Origin of the sequence: Falsiphaeobacter marinintestinus (assembly GCF_007923355.1) — a bacterium.
In the GTDB taxonomy this organism is placed as follows: domain Bacteria; phylum Pseudomonadota; class Alphaproteobacteria; order Rhodobacterales; family Rhodobacteraceae; genus Phaeobacter_A; species Phaeobacter_A marinintestinus.
Map to the genome: position 1 here is coordinate 22,977 of NZ_VOGO01000015.1, position 14,909 is coordinate 37,885.

Genomic DNA, 14,909 nt, shown 5'->3' on the forward strand with positions numbered 1-14,909 from the left:
CAAAGAGGGGGCGTAACGCTTTAGCGTTGGCGCTCGGCCAAGGCGCGCAGGGCGGCCAGCTTTTCCTGTGCTTCGGCGATGGATTTACTGAACCGCTCGGCGCGATCCTTACCCTCTTCGGCGCGTTTGCCCAGCGTCTCGCGCGTCTTGGGCAGGATAGCGGCCGTCTCGGGCAGGGCTTTTTGCAGTTTCTGGACAAAGGTGCGGTCTGCAATTTTCTCTAGTTTGGCCGCGTCTCCGCGCCCGGCGGTGTCAAAGCGCTGGGCAAACGCCTTGCTTGCCAGATCAAGTCGCACACCCGTTTCATCAAGCAATCCCGACGCGCTTTCCCGGGCTTTTTCAATCCGGTCGGTTGCCGCCAGTCCAATATCGCCCGGCACGACCACTGGCTTGCCCGAGGAAAACCCGTCGGCTTTTGCAAGATCCGGATTGGCGCGCAAGAGCGCTGCTTCGGCGTGACGGAGTTTTGCGGTCGCGTCCGGCCCGTCGATCACGAAAAGGCGCTGGGCCAGCGTCTGCAGGCTGCGTTCGCGTCCAAGTTTTGCAATTTTGTCTGCCATTTCTCGTTCCCTCCTGTTGCGGGTCAGGCATTCAAGATGTTCAGCGCATCGAATGGCGGCTGAAGCCCGCCCGGCGCGATGTGGATATTGCCAGATGTGATGTTGCCGATGGGCGTCGTAGCGCCCGCGAACAGCAGCAGCGACAGCCCGTCGTCGCGCCGGTGGCGGATCGAGTTGGAACTGGCGGTGATCCTGTTGCACGACACCGCGACTTGCGCGGCCAAGTTGGACCCGCCCATCAGATCAAGCTGGTTGTGACTGAGATCGACGGCGGCTGTCCCGCGCACCGCGATGGCGACGGGTGGCGCAAGGGAAGGGGCAAAGTGCATCACCTGATTGCCAGTGACCGACACCTGGACCGGGCGCGACGGCACGACCGCGCGGGCATCCACCCGCGAGATCGCATAGAGGGTGCCGTCGACCTCGGCAAAGGCCATCGCTTCGGCGCCTGCTCCGGGAATCGAGGTTTCGACCCCGGTGAACGAGCTGGGCAGGTCCGCGCCCTCGCCAAGCGCCTCGATATCCTCGGCAAGACCGATCTCGATCGCCTGCCACGCGTTGGCTTCGTCGGTCTGCGTCGCGGCGCCGTCGATCCGATTGCCGGTCACCCCCAGTTGGAACAGGGGCGGGCGCACAACGACACCCCATGCCTGGGCTTCGGGGCTGTCTGGGCCGATTTGGTAGATCGCGTTGCCTTCGATGGCCATGGCGACGATCCCCTGCATGGCGATCCCGGCATTCAAGGACCCGTCGGGCATCTGGGCGCCGATCAGGCTGATCGAGTTGCCGCGCGCCTGACCTTCGAGAACGCCAAGGATGGCGATGCCCGCAGCCCCCGCACCGTTCGGCGCGCCCGGGATGTTGTTGATCACATTGTCCTCAAGGGAAAGGTGACGCCCCAGATATCCTTCTTCGGATTTGATACCCGCCAGAGCGCAATTGCGGATCATGTTCCGCTTGATCAGCAAGCGGTCGTAATTGGCACTGATCCGCAGCCCCACGCCCCCCAGATCCGAGATGCGGTTGCCGATCACCTGCGCCGAAAGGGGCGCTTGGGGCACGACGTTCGGGATCAGCAAAAGTCCGTCGCCGCCTGTCGGGCCGCCGCTGAGCGTGTTGTTCTCTACCCGCAATTCGTTGACGCCGACGATCGCGGCGTGGCCGCTGGACAAGATGCTGTTGCTGTCCAGTGATGTGCCGCCGGTGGGCATCTCGGCCCAGTCCAGGGCGACACCGGATTCGATACCCGTCAGCAGATTGCAGGCGATGATCGTCGGTGACATCCCAAAGGCAAGCCCGCCCAGGCGGACGGCGGTGCGTCCGGAAAAGAACACGTTGTCGAGCAGGCGTACCTCGCCCAGGGCCAGCCATCCCGGTAGGTCATCCGCTTCTGCGGCGGCGGCGCTTTTGGACAGCCCTTCGATTGCGGCAAGTGAGCCCAGCGCAAAAGGCGCGGCCACCAGGCATTCTTCGATCTTGGCGGCAAGAACCAAACCTTCGAGCTCGATCCCGTGATCCTGCCGTTCGTCCCCGGTAGCGCCGATAACGATGGCGAGGCGCCGCAGCGCCAGAGTGGCGGTGTGGCGCGCGGTCAGACCATGGGCTGGTGCCGGGCCCGCGGCGGTCGATCCGGCACTTTCCGGTTCGACAAGGATGGCAAGATCCACGATGCGGACGTCGATGCTGGTTGTGATCTCGATCGCGCTGTCTGTTGCGCCGCGATAGTCCAGCACAGTGGTGATGCCATGACCTTTGAGCGTCACGCCATAGAGGTTTTCCATCGTGATCGTTTGGCTCAGACTGTAGCGACCGGGATCCAGGCAGACGGTCCCGCCGCCCTGTTCGGCCACTTGGTCGATACCGTCCTGAATGGTGAGGCTGCCGGAATTGTGTGACACGGGCGTGATACAGACCGAACAGGCGCACCCCTCGCCAGGCACGATTTCCGGGGGCCAGAAGGTGCGGCAATCGTCTACCGGCACATCCGGGAAGGTGACAATCCCCAGCGGGGTGTAATGGCGCTGAACGGCATCGGGGGGCGCGTTGGACAGCGGTTCTATCTGGGTGCCTGCGGTACGGGCCCAGAAACTCCAGGCGTCCATCTCTCTGTAACGGCCCGGACCTGTGCCCGTCGAAAACTCTACTGTGATCCCCGATTCCAACAGCAGGACCGTGCCAGCGGGCGGGGCCGGGATCACCCCGTCGGGCGCGCTGCCGTTATCAGCGTCGAGATCCCACCAGGGGATCCAGTTCCCGGCGGCGTCCTGCTGCCGGATCGTCCCATGCTGGTCCCACCGGATCAGCCTTGAATGACGCGTTCTGGTGGTGTCGCCACCGGCATCGGTTGGGATCAGGTCGGCATCAATCGTGCCCGAAAGCTCGATCTCGCGGGTATCCTCGTTGACCTTGGTGACTTTCAGCATCTGCCCCGATTGATGGTTGAATTCGCGGTGATCGTCGGTGATCTCGACCCAACTGCCTTCATGGAACCGCAACAGATCGTCCCGGCCAAGCGTGCGCACGATGATCGTGTTCGCCGGGCTGCCAAAGCTTTCGATGGCTGCTGCGACCGACGCATTTTCACGCGAATACTTGAACCATGCGTCCTCTTGAGTGCCGAGCTGGCCGACGCTGTGGATTTCGACCCGGTAAAACTGGTTCTCAAGCCCGGTATAGCCGTCGGTCGGGGGGACCAGGCAGGGGTCTTCGGGCGTGTCTACATCGGCCGTGTTCGTGGTCAGACGCGCGGTCGAGGGGGCCATGACCGCATCCCAGCCGATAAGGTCTTCTTCGGGGGTCGCGCAGGTCGCGCCGTCGCCGATGCCGCCCAGCAGGCGCACCTGCCAGACCGTCTGCCAGCGCGTCGCGCTGTCGACGCCGCCAAGTGCGGGGTCAAGCAGCGACGGATCCTTGACCGGCGTCACCTCGCGCTGCCAGCCGACAAGATAGGCAAGGTACGGCCCGCCGTCCTCGGGCAGGGTTTCGGGTGTCGGCCAATAGGGCTGGGCCTCATAGGCAAGATAGCCTTCAAGCGGCGAAACCATTTCGTCGAACACGCCCAGAGGATCGGTGATCTCGTCTCCGGTGCCGCGATCAAAGACCGGCGCGTCCAGCCCAGCCTCGCCGCTGGCGGCGAAATCGGCTGGCCCGTGGTTTTCGACCAGCATCCCATGAAGGTAAATCCGCCCGAGCCCAATTTCGAGCCCGTCCGTTCCGTGACGAATATGAAAGCCGTTTTCCGTTTCCAGCGGCACCACCGCCCGGCCGATGGTGTCCACGGTGCCCGCGCGGATGCGCCGCTCAAGCAGCTTCACCATCTCGTTCCAGTCCGAGTCCAGCACCGGGCGACCCTGCTGCAGGAATACCCCGGCAAAGTCTCGCAGCGCTTCAAAACTGTCCTTGCTGTAGTCGCCGCTCATCTTTGGTTCCCTCCTGGTTCAGGTTTCGAAGATCGGCCCCGCCTCGAGGCCGAATCTGAGGTATTCATCAAGCCGGATGCGCAGGTTCGTTTCGCGCTGTGGCTCGTACAACATGTGATAGACGCCCATTTCGCTCTCGTCCGAGGCACCCTTGCGGATCTGCGCGGGTGCGCTGCGCCTCAGTTGGCCATAGGCGGGTGCGCTTGCCGACAGCGCGGTAAAGGACGGCACCAGCCAAGGTAAAATGCGGGCGCGGATCAGCTCGCGTTCAACCTGTGGCACCGGGCCGCCAAGATCAGCCTCGCGGGCTGCGATGGCGTCGTCGATGGCCAGCTGTGGCTGGCATCGGAACCGCCGCGGCGTGATCGAACCATGGGGCACATAGGAAAACCGCAGGCATCCTTCCTGACGCCGCTGCACGCGGATCGGTGCCGCATCGGGGCTTGCCGGTCTGGCAAACAGGATCGCATCCGAAACCAGCGGCAGCGCTCGCGCAAAGACGCGCCCGATCACTGTCGAGGTGAGTATGGTCAGCGCACCAGCGGCGGTGTCCTCGCCGCCAAGCCCGGCAATGGCCAGCCCTTCGGCGCTGTCGGCGGGATCATCCAAGGCGGCGTCCACGATGCTGTCTTCCATTTCAAGGTTTGTCGTGTCCGTCATCCGGATCGGGCCCAGGATCGATCGGTAGATGCCCAATTCCACGCCCGTTGTTTCCAGTCGCAGGCTCTCGGCGCCGGGGGTGGCGGGCCGTCCGGCGGCGGTAAAGGACAGTCCCGGGATCAGCGTGACATGGGCAAGGTCGACCGAGGCAAGCGAAACGTCGTCACCATCAGGCAGCACATGCAGCGGGCATCCGTCCAGAACCAGACCATTCAGCGTGACACGGCTGTCCTCTGCCCCGCTGATTTCGATGGGGGCGGACCCACGCAGGATGGCGCGGACCCCGTCAGCGGCGCGCAACCCGATCTCGGCGCCCTCGGTGGCGGTGATCGTGGCGGGCGCGGTGTAAATGTCGTTCTCGGTGATCTCGACAATGCCGCCTTCGGGGCCGATGGCGTTCAGCGCGGCCTGCAAGTTCGCGTGCGTGCCATTGGGATAGGAGATCAGAGTGCCTGCGCCGTCAGGCGGGGGCAGGCTGTTTGCGCGGTTGTATTCGCCGCTGCCGATGGGGGCGGGAAAGGCGGTGTGGAAACTTACCCGCACCTCGCCGTCGGGCGGCTCTGGAAAGGCGATCCGCCCCAGCTCCGGGTCGACGCGCACCGGTCGGTTGCTTCCGACCGGATCGGCGGCGTGGGGCGAATGGTTCCAGCCCGCTCCGTCATCGGACAGGTCACAGGCCACGATGTCGTCACTGCTCAGCGCCGCGCCATCGATGAAAATGTCAAAGGCTTTGAGCCCGCCCGGCTCCGTGCCCCGGACCCACGCAGATGGGCGCGCGTTCAGCATGCGACGGGTCACTGCGCCGGGCACGTTCACAGGTCCGGCAAGCGCAGTGATCTCACGTTCGGCCTCTTGCCGGTTTGTTAGTTGTCGGGGCGCTCCAAGCGGATCAAACAGATACCGCCGACCATCTGCCCCCACCGGGGTCGTCGGCACATCCGTTTGCCGCATCGCCTGCAAACGCCAGAGATGGATCCCGATATTGGGCAGGTTATGCCGCCCGCCGATGCTTTGGCGTCCGGGGCTTTGGGTGATCGAACGCACGTCTGCCGACCGGGCGACCATGTCGAACGCCGTGCCCAGCTTTTCCAGGTCCAGCGGGTTGTGCAGATCAGCGGTGGTCCGGACCTCGGGCCGGGTGACATTCATGTGCTGGCAGCAGGCCACGCGCTGGAAGTATTCTACCACGCTGGCGGGCCAGCCGGTCACGTCGCGGGCCAGTTGTTCCAACACTGCGGCGGTGCCCTTGCGGCGGCGATAAGCGATGGTGTTGGCGACTTCGGCCCGGCTGCCCGCAGTCAGCCCCTCGACGGAATGAAGCGGCTTGTACCCGACGATCCCGCCGATATAGGGCACCGCCCAAGGGGCGCAGGTCTCGATGAAAAGGTCATCGAGAAGCTGCTCGATATTCTCTTCGACCACCGCGCCTTCGCGGGCGAGAACCGAGACCAGGGCGTGCAGGGGTTCGCCCTCGTTGGCGTCCTTGATCCGGTAGATCGCAGGCATGAGCCCATAGAGCGCCTCGGGTGTGATCCGGGTCATGACATTACCTCCAACAGATCGAAGGGCGCATCCGAAAGGGTCAGGATCTCGGCCGCGAACAGAGTCCCTTCGGAGTTCGAACGGCCTGTACGGGATTCAAGCAACATATGGTCGGTGACCTCGGATTGCGGGCCCGTTTCGCGGTAAAGCCGGTCTATATCCACTGCAACGACGCCTGCCACCTCATGGGCTTTGGCCGCGACATCAGCCAGCGCGACCGGCTGGGCGAAATCCCGGTTGCCAAATGCATAGGCCGCGCGCAGGGCGGTTTCGACCGCTTCGAGCACCGTTTCAGTCTCATACGCGGGGTCCACGGCAACCTTGAACCCAAGGCGGAATTTGGCGGACTGAAAGGACAGCAGGTCAAACTCCACCAGCGGATCGCCATATTCGCGATAGGCATCCCTGAGCGCCTTGAACAAGGGGCCGGTCTGGGGCACCGCAGCACCGTCATCTCCTGCAACGGTCACCACGATGCGGCGGGTCTCGCCCTGCCAGATCCAGCGTGCGTCGGCGCGTGCGATCCCCGGATAGCCAAGCGCGAAATCCCGGTAATCGGTGATCGACACCACGCGCCCCAGCGTCAGGGTATAGATTGGCGCGTTGCGCCGGGCGGCGTCTTCGGTTTCGGCATCCGACCCGCCCGTTGCGGCGAAGGGGTTCACGACCTCCTTGAGGCCCAATGGCTTGTCGATGGCAAGCGAAAGCTGACCGGCGCGCAGATTGCCAGCCCTTCCCAGCCCCTTGCGGTATTCTGCCTCGATGTTGTCGCGGCCTGCAGGCGGGCGTGCACCCGATACCCCGTCGCCAAAGCGCACCGTCGTGTCGCCGGTATCTGACAAGGTCGTTGCAAACACCCGCGCGGTCGCGCCGCGCTGATAGAGATCCGGCACCTCCTGCCATTCCACCCCGTCGATCCGGAGTTTCAATGTCGAGGCCACACCGTTTTCGGTCGAAGCCACCAGATGCGTAACCGGCGCTTGTTTAAGGGCGAACCGCTGGAACGGCTGGGCTGGGTTGCCCGCGCCAACAATTTCCGATGCGCTTTCGCCGTGCGAGGCACGGGCGACATTGCCGTGGATCACCGTGCTGGCCCGATCCAAAGGTTGGAAGATGGTGGATTTGAGAGTCAGCACCGTACGCAGGGGATCGGATTGATCGATTTCCGCCACCTCGTTTCGCAGGGTGATCGTCGGCGTGTTGGCATCCGCAGGAACGATGCGGAAATCCCAGACCCAGGACCAGGCAAAAGCAAGCTTTCCGTCAGGATCGGTCATCAGCCAACCTCCGAAGAACGGAAACAGCGGGAAGAACAGGACCAGCAGAACGGTCATCCGGGTGTCTCGGGGCAGGTCATCCGTGCTGCCATCAAGGCGCTGAACCGTCAGTTCGGATGCAGCGATCTCGACTTGCGCACGGCGCCCCTTGAGGGACACCACCCGGTCTTCGGGCAGATCGGGGATCTTCGTGTCGAGCGCGACTGTCGTACCGACGAGGAATGTACGCTCGGGCGCATCGGCCAACTCCAGTTCTTCGCTGCCGCCATAGATCGTGACCCGGCGGTATGTCCCAGCGAACTCCGCGACCCAGCCAGAAAGATCGGGGTCGAATGCGGTGGCACGCCCGCTGATCCCATAGCGTGCCTCGGCATCCGTTTCGGAACTGTCGATCTGATAAAGCTGGGGTGCGACGCCAGGGGCGGTCATCACCGCCCAGCCGGTCTTGACGAATTCCTTGTGGACCGTGTCGAGAACGATCCGGGCATCTGATTGCTGATAGGAAAAATCCCAGTCGCCGAAATCACCAATGTCACCGATGATCGGAGAGGGCGTATTGGCAGGTACACCACCGGTTGCGTCCGTATAGCCAAAGGCTTCGCGGGTGTCCTCGTGCAGCATTGCCGGAAGGGGCGCGTTATACCCAAAGAGCGAGGCCTGCCGTCTGAGCGCAAAGACCTTGTGGACGGGCGCGGGTTCGCCAACAGGGCTTATCCCGCTCACCGCATCCTCCCACTCGATCCGGGTGCGGTCGAGATCGGCATCGGGTTCGACCCTGGTCAGGCGTCGGAACGCCCATAGATCTGACGCAGCAACCAACCGGTCCGGATGGACGATTACGACCGCGTCCCCCGGCACCAACCCCGTGGCCTGACCAGCAAGCCAGGTTCCTTTTGCGGTGCCCGCATCCACCGCAACACGCCTGTTCTGGCGTGGCCGCATCCTGTTCCAGGCAACGCGGGCGTTCAGATCGGCCAGCGTTTCGAACACCTGCGCGTCTTCATCGGGGCCGGGCAGGCTTTGGATCCGGGTGCCTTCGGGAATGGTCAGTTTTTCCACATCCGGCTCGGCGCCCGGCGGGTCCTCCATCTGGAACACGACATCGGTTTCGGCGGCCGATCCCGGATGCAGGCGATACCCGATCAACCGCGCTATTTCGTTGATCGAAAAGCGTTCGGTCGCGGTTCCGATATAGGCCTCGGTCGCATGCCTTTCCTGGTAGAAAGTCAGCACGTCAAGCACCGTCGCCCAGCCGTCGATCAGCGCGAGCGAGAAATCATCGTTGTCGCGGGTGCCCAGCCGGGCCAGTGCGGGCAGTGACGACGACGCCAGTCGCGCCATCATGGAAGCCTTGAAACTTGCATGGTCCCCGGAGCGATAGGAAATCGCGCTCAGGCTTGGCCGGTTGGTGACGGGCCGGGTCGTGGACAGAGTCACGCCCTCGCAACAACCGCAGCTGTCCTGCTTGTCTGCGGCGCGGTCCGGGTTTCCGATGCGGATCGGTGGCTCGCTCATTTGCCTCCTCCTATGGTGACCGCGACAGAGCCGCGTTCAGGAAAATTCCGGTTGTTCTCGCACTGGACGATCTCAAGCCGGCCCATTTCTATGACCCCGTCTGCTAGGGGTGTCGTTGCGGTGGTGCCACGGCTGCGGAAGGTTGTGGCCTTGACCGAGGTGACACCCTCGACACCCATCACCGCCGCATAAACCCGGCTTAGCCACAAGGAATCGCCAAAGCTGAAATTGTCGGGATGGAACAGCCCGGCGCGACCGTCGCGCAGACGTGCGGTGCCCAGCACCTCCAGCACTTCGCGTTTGATCTGGCTGCGGAAATGATCAGGACCGGCGCAGACGAACAGGGCAAGTTCCAGCGCGACGAAGCGGGGCGCGTCGACCCGAAGGTCGTATCCGGTCATGCGGAACCGATCGAGGAATTCGACCAGTTCCGCGCGGAATTCTGGCGTGACCGGGCGATTGCCGAAGCGGTCCACGGTGACAAAGACCGTGTGTCCATGCCCGTTCCAGCGAAACGTGGCGACCGCGCGCTGAACGTCGGGGTGACGGCGGGCCATCTCGCCATAGTCAGCTTCGGTCACGGCGCGTTCCTGACGGCGATAGGCAAAGGGCGCCGCCGCGCGCACCTCTTCCATGCTCTCGGGGGCGATCCCCCCGGTTGCAGGCATCGGGTTGGTGATTGTGTCGATCCCGCCCTTGTCGGTGATGACATGGGTGATGGCGCCCGCTCCGACGTTACCAACCGTCCCGTTGCCGACGCGGTAAGCGACGGTAAAACCGGTGCCGGCGTTTGGTCGCCGCCCGTTCACGTCATCGCCAAAGCGCAATCTTGCGCGCCCGTCGCGCTCGGTCTCGACGACGAAATGCCGACTTTCGGGATAGGAGTTCAAAAGGTCCGCCCGTGCCTGCCAACTGTCACCGGCCGCACTATCATCGGTCAGCGACATAGCTGGCGCGCGCGCCTCAAGCGGTTGAGCAAGGGCGGAATAGGCTGATCGAGCCACCAGCGGGTCATAAGGCACCGTGTCGCCTGTGTCGGCATCGCGGGTGACGGTTGTCTGAGTGACCGGGCCCAGGGCCAGCAGTGGGGCATAGCGGGGCGGCACCGGCACCGGATCGGGACGATCACAAGGGTCGCCGGTGGCGTCGGGGACGACGCTAAGGTGCGGCTGGGGCACAGGGGCGAGCAGCTCGCCCGTCACGCCGCGCCCGTGATCGGCAAGTACGATGTTGCCAAGCGCATGCGAGACTTCGGTCACCGTCCCACCGCCTGCCGCATCGTCCAGCGTGGCCGACAGGCAAAACGGGAAAGGTAGTGCATCCTCGGCAGCCCAGCGGATTTCCGTGATCGGTGCGGGCAGGGCGCCGGGTTCCAGCGGCAGATCATCGGTCAGTCCTGCCTGCACGGCGGTCAGCATGACTGCATGGCGGCGCATCGGGTCAGCGTCTGCCGCCCGACCGGTCCTTGGGCCGACACGTTCGGCAAAGACGAGAATGTCGCCAGGTGCAAGGTCGGGGTAGTCCCCGGCAAGCGTGGCGCGCGTGGCTCCGGATGCAAGGCAGCACTCGCCACTGCCCCAGGTATAGAAATCGAGCGTGTTATGTCCGGGATAGAAGGTACTCCCATGCAGCGGCTCGAACACTTCGGGGGCGCGATCAAAGGCACGGTCGCGAAGATCCGGGGCCAGCACCGGATCAAAGCCCGGGATGCGGGTGAGAAACTGCAGCTCGCTGGCCGTGGCCGTCACCTCGGCGGATACGCGCAGCTGAACCCAGACCCGTGCATTGCCGCCATCGTGCATCCTGTAGTCGACAAGACGCGCGTGCCGCCGGATCGAGGATCGCCGCCGCGCCGTGGTCAGATAGCTTTCCGTCGCCACCGCATCCTGAGCATAGCTCAGCCGGTCGCCAGTGTAAGACAGCAGTTCAACCATCGCGATGCCCAGATCGGCGGGGCTGCGTTCTTTCCAGTCGGGCATGATCTGCGCCATCCGTCCCAGCATCAGCCGGCGGAAACTGTGGTAATCCTTGGCCAGATAGCTGATGACCGGGCGTTCGCCCGGCTCTTCTGGGCAGTCGATCCGCGGGGCGCAGTCGAATTCGGTCTCGCATTCGACCTTGAAGGAAAAGTCGATCTGCGACAGCAATCGGTCGATTCCATCAGGGGGCGACAGCGTGTCGGTCGGTTTCACCAATCTCAGCGTATAGGTCGCGTGATCGCCATGAGACTCGGTGCGGATGACCAGCGTATTGGCCTGGGCCTCGGCGGTCATCTTGTTCAGCAGGTCTTCGAGCCAATTTTCGGTCAGAGTGGTGTCAGGGACGTCCGCCGGGGTGACCCAGGAGATGTCGACATCGGTGATCCGTTCGCCGCCTTCCAGCTCAAGGTTTTCGACGCCAAGCGCGGGGGGCGGGCGCAGAAAGCGCAACAACAGCGTGCGTTGGCGGAGCGTTGTGTCGGGCACGTCGCCATCCAGAACCTCGAGAAAGTCGATGCCGTTGTGCGGCGGGTTCGCCAGAACCAGTTCGCGTCGGCGGGGATCGCAGCAATGATAGATCATGTTCCCGTCTCCAACTCGAATTCGGCCTGTTCGCTCGCCTCGTTGCCGAGCAACCGATAGGAAATTCGGATCCTCAGCAGGGCGTCTCCGGCCTCGATGGCGACGGTGTGAATCTCGATCCGCTGGCCCAGATGCTGTTGCAGCGCACCGCGGATCATGAATTCGGCGGTGGGCGCCACTTCGGGGCTTGCAGCGGCAAAGACCAGTTGCAGAATTCCGGCCCCAAATTCGGGCCGGTTCACCCGCTCGCCCGGATTGGTGAACAGAATCTGTTCGATCATGTCGCGGATATGCTTGGCCTCGCTCGCCCGCGCCGTGCGTTCGGAGCCGTCAAAATGATATGGGAAATCAATCTGCATTTCTCTCAGCTCCCCACCACACGTGTTTGCGCCTGCACCGGGATCAGCGGCGTGCCAGTCGGTGAACAGGTCGCCATGCTGTCCATCAAAAGCACCGGTTGCCCCCCGGCAAGAACCCGGGTGGCCGCCGTGACATAGGTGCCGGTCACGCAAGGCCCGTTTCCGCCAGGCGGTACAAAGGCACAGCCCGCCACGACCCAGGGTGCGGCCTGCGTCGCAACCGGCTGACCCGACACCAGCACGCGGGCAAAGGGGGCCGTTGGCACCGCCTGACCTCCATGGGAACAGGTGACGGTTGCGCCGAGATGCAGAATGGGTCCGGGCATGTGTGGTCTCCTTTCCTCAGATCACTGTCAGCGCGCCGTTGTTGACGGTGACAGTGGGGCCAACCAGCGTGATTGACGCCCCGCGACCGTTCTGGATGTAGATGCCGGTGTCGTTCACGATCAGTGACGCGCCGCCGGGGGTCTTGATCACGATGCCGCCCGTCGGGCCGGGCAGGTCCGTCACCGTGACCCCGTTTCGAAGCATCGTCTGCAGCGTGACCGCCGAAACCCCGGGCGGCGTTAGTTGGTGCAAAGCCGGCATCTCGGCGGCAGAGCCGAAAAAGCCACCGGTCCAGATCGGATAGTCGGGATCGCCGCGTTCGAATTCGATCCACACACCGGCGCCGATAGGCGGGATCGCGACAGCGCCGGTCTGGATTCCGGCCATCGGCAGGCAGGGCATGGCCCAACTGGTCAGAGACACCGACGACACATCCGGCACGATCGCCTGAATGCGGCCTGTCACCATCGGGTCCACATTGTTCACCACCACTCCGCGGTATTTGCCGTAGTATTGTTCCGTCATGCCGACACCGATGCCTGTGTGGGCAAGAGCCCGTTGCGTTTCAGGGTGAAGCTTTGGGTATAGTTGCCGCGCCGTATCTCGTGGGTGACGCTGTCCACATAATGCACCCCGTCGAATGCCGCGCCCGCGCCACGCACCCCGATCAGCGCTCGCGCCCTCAGGATGCGGCCATAGCGTAGAACGTCGATCCGTCCGCTGCCCGAAACCGCATCGGAATGCTGCGCGGCATGCGCAAACCCACGGACCAGCGCCTGCATCGGATCAAGCCGCGCGGTATCGCGCAGCCGTGCGATGTTTGGGGGAAGGGGCGGAACAAGTCCCAAGGGCGGCATGAAGGGGATTGTGCCGGGGATCGGGATCGGGATCGGCGCGCGGGTTTGCGGGTTCTGGATGAACACGATCGGAATTTCGGTGCTGTCCTTGTTGAACGTGAAACTCAGCTCTTCGGCATTGGTCGGGCTGCCCGACTCCACGGTCAGCGCGGGCTGCACCTCGCCGACCCGGATATCCGGTCCCCAATAGGCAAAGCTGGTCGCGGGCGCGGGCCCCGGTTTCATGAAAAACGTATAGCCCGCCTCGCGCGCCAGCATCCGGATATAGGCAAGATCGGTATCCTGATGGCGCGGCATCCGGTCGGTGGGCAGGGGCGGTCCCTCCAGCGACGGGATGACCTGCGGAATGATCCCGAGCCAGGCGTATTTCGCCAGGATCAGACCAACGCGCGCAAAGGGCGGCATGGCAGCATAGGGCAGGCCTGAGAAATCCGCGATGGTCAACGCTGCGGTCAAATCCTTACCCTGAACGCGCAATTGCGCAGGTGATCCGGCGGACCCCGGTGACATCTGCGTGCGCGTGACCACGCCGTTGATCAGGGGCGTTGCGCGTCCGTTGATCGTCGCGATCAGTGCCACGCGCATGATCGGCAGGGCCGCACCGCCCGATAGCAGAAAGATGGTGTTGAGCGGTGAGTCCTTTTCGACCGAAAAAGTGAGATCAAAGCCGCTTTGGGTCTCGCCCGTGTTCTCTTCGATGGAAACCGATTGCAGGGCTTCGACCACTGAGGCCGGAGCCGGGACAGGGATGCCCGGACCGAACAGCACAGTAAGGTCGATGCCCTTGATCATGCCTGTGTCACTCCTCTTCGGCGGCGGGTACGCCGCGGGGCAACGTGATCCGGACCTCGGTGTCGGGGGCCTCCAGATCTTCGGCCCAGAGCGCGCCATTCGCGTCCAGAAGCATCCAGAACATGTCGGGGCTGCCGATTTCGGCGGCCGAGATTTGATCCAGCCGTTCGCCCTGTTTCGTGCGCCTCACATGGCGCAGGGCAAAGTCTTCGGGTGGCGGAGAGAAGCGGCGTTTCAGAAATGGAATCGGCACGCCATCCGCCCCGGTGAATTGCGTGCGCCGGATCCCGTGATAGCGGCTTTCGGGTGGGAAATCGGTCTGCTCAACCACGCCCGCCTCGAACATGGCCTGAATCGGATTTTTCATGATGGCACTCCTTCCAGCCCCAGGTCACCCAGCTGCCCGGACGTCGCACGGGCGGCCAATGCTTCCTTGCCTTGCAGATAGGCCATGAACAGCCCGCCGCCCCTATGATCAAAGCCCAGGTCGTCCACGCTCAGCACCCTCAGTGACAGGCTCACCTTGGCCCGTATCGGGTTCAGCGCCGGGTCAAAGAACTCTTCGGTGATCGATATCTCAGAAAGCCGGACCGGCACGACGCGACTGCGGCTCCAGACAAACAGCGCCAGTGGGGTCTCGGCAGGCGTTATGCTGAAACTGCCGTTTTTGCGCTGCGTGTTCTGGCGTTCAAGTTGGGCAACGGTGGGTTGCACCAGGCACTCGAGCGCCGAAAGCGCCGGCAGCAGTCCGGTTTCAACCGCCGCCCGGTGTTGATCGGGGAATTCCAGCTGATCGGTGGCGTCCATTTCGGCGTCAAAGCTGATCGTTTCGACCGCAGGTCCGGTCAGCCGCAAGGGCTGCGAGCGGTCGCCTTCGGACTCGACTGCCTGCGCCTTGACTGACCGGGTCAGCGTTTCGGCAGCGTATTGCAGGGCAATGGTGCGGGTCATCGCGCCGCTTTCAGGCTCGATCAGGACAAGTCCTGCCCGGGTCAGCTTCGGAGATCGGGGAAAGCCGGTCATCGGGTTCTATGCTCCTC

11 protein-coding genes are annotated in these 14,909 nt (G+C 63.8%); all 11 read right to left on the reverse strand.

Features of this window, described 5'->3' with window-relative positions; genetic code table 11:
* Positions 1-20 precede the first annotated feature (20 nt).
* From FOY56_RS21145 to FOY56_RS21195, 11 genes are read right to left on the reverse strand one after another with little or no spacing between them, the layout of a single operon-like run.
* Positions 21-560, reverse strand: coding sequence for a hypothetical protein (locus tag FOY56_RS21145; RefSeq protein ID WP_146348148.1), 540 nt, complete (start codon positions 558-560; stop codon positions 21-23).
* A gap of 23 nt (positions 561-583) precedes the next feature.
* The gene (locus FOY56_RS21150; RefSeq protein ID WP_146348149.1) at positions 584-3,979 is read right to left on the reverse strand and encodes a DUF6519 domain-containing protein; all 3,396 of its coding nucleotides are present in this window, start codon (positions 3,977-3,979) and stop codon (positions 584-586) included.
* 18 nt (positions 3,980-3,997) lie between these two features.
* Positions 3,998-6,181 (reverse strand): hypothetical protein, encoded by a 2,184-nt coding sequence (locus FOY56_RS21155; RefSeq protein WP_146348150.1) that lies wholly within the window; start codon positions 6,179-6,181, stop codon positions 3,998-4,000.
* Positions 6,178-8,973, reverse strand: a complete 2,796-nt coding sequence (locus tag FOY56_RS21160) for a putative baseplate assembly protein (protein WP_146348151.1) — start codon at positions 8,971-8,973, stop codon at positions 6,178-6,180. Before FOY56_RS21160 ends, FOY56_RS21155 begins: the two co-directional genes overlap by 4 nt.
* Complete coding sequence (locus FOY56_RS21165) at positions 8,970-11,534, reverse strand: putative baseplate assembly protein (protein ID WP_146348152.1); 2,565 nt, start codon at positions 11,532-11,534, stop codon at positions 8,970-8,972. The genes FOY56_RS21160 and FOY56_RS21165 overlap by 4 nt, the downstream gene beginning before the upstream one ends.
* Complete coding sequence (locus FOY56_RS21170; protein ID WP_146348153.1) at positions 11,531-11,893, reverse strand: GPW/gp25 family protein; 363 nt, start codon at positions 11,891-11,893, stop codon at positions 11,531-11,533. Before FOY56_RS21170 ends, FOY56_RS21165 begins: the two co-directional genes overlap by 4 nt.
* Positions 11,894-11,898: 5 nt before the next feature.
* Positions 11,899-12,219 (reverse strand): hypothetical protein, encoded by a 321-nt coding sequence (locus FOY56_RS21175; protein ID WP_146348154.1) that lies wholly within the window; start codon positions 12,217-12,219, stop codon positions 11,899-11,901.
* Between the two features lie 16 nt (positions 12,220-12,235).
* Positions 12,236-12,745, reverse strand: coding sequence for a phage baseplate assembly protein V (locus tag FOY56_RS21180; protein WP_146348155.1), 510 nt, complete (start codon positions 12,743-12,745; stop codon positions 12,236-12,238).
* Positions 12,742-13,869 carry a hypothetical protein gene (locus tag FOY56_RS21185; RefSeq protein ID WP_146348156.1) on the reverse strand — a complete coding sequence of 376 codons (1,128 nt, stop codon included), beginning with the start codon at positions 13,867-13,869 and terminating at the stop codon, positions 12,742-12,744. Before FOY56_RS21185 ends, FOY56_RS21180 begins: the two co-directional genes overlap by 4 nt.
* Positions 13,870-13,876: 7 nt before the next feature.
* Complete coding sequence (locus FOY56_RS21190; protein ID WP_222435016.1) at positions 13,877-14,236, reverse strand: hypothetical protein; 360 nt, start codon at positions 14,234-14,236, stop codon at positions 13,877-13,879.
* Positions 14,233-14,892: a carbohydrate porin gene (locus FOY56_RS21195; protein ID WP_146348157.1), complete on the reverse strand. Its 660-nt coding sequence runs from the start codon at positions 14,890-14,892 to the stop codon at positions 14,233-14,235. Before FOY56_RS21195 ends, FOY56_RS21190 begins: the two co-directional genes overlap by 4 nt.
* Between the last annotated feature and the right edge of the window lie 17 nt (positions 14,893-14,909).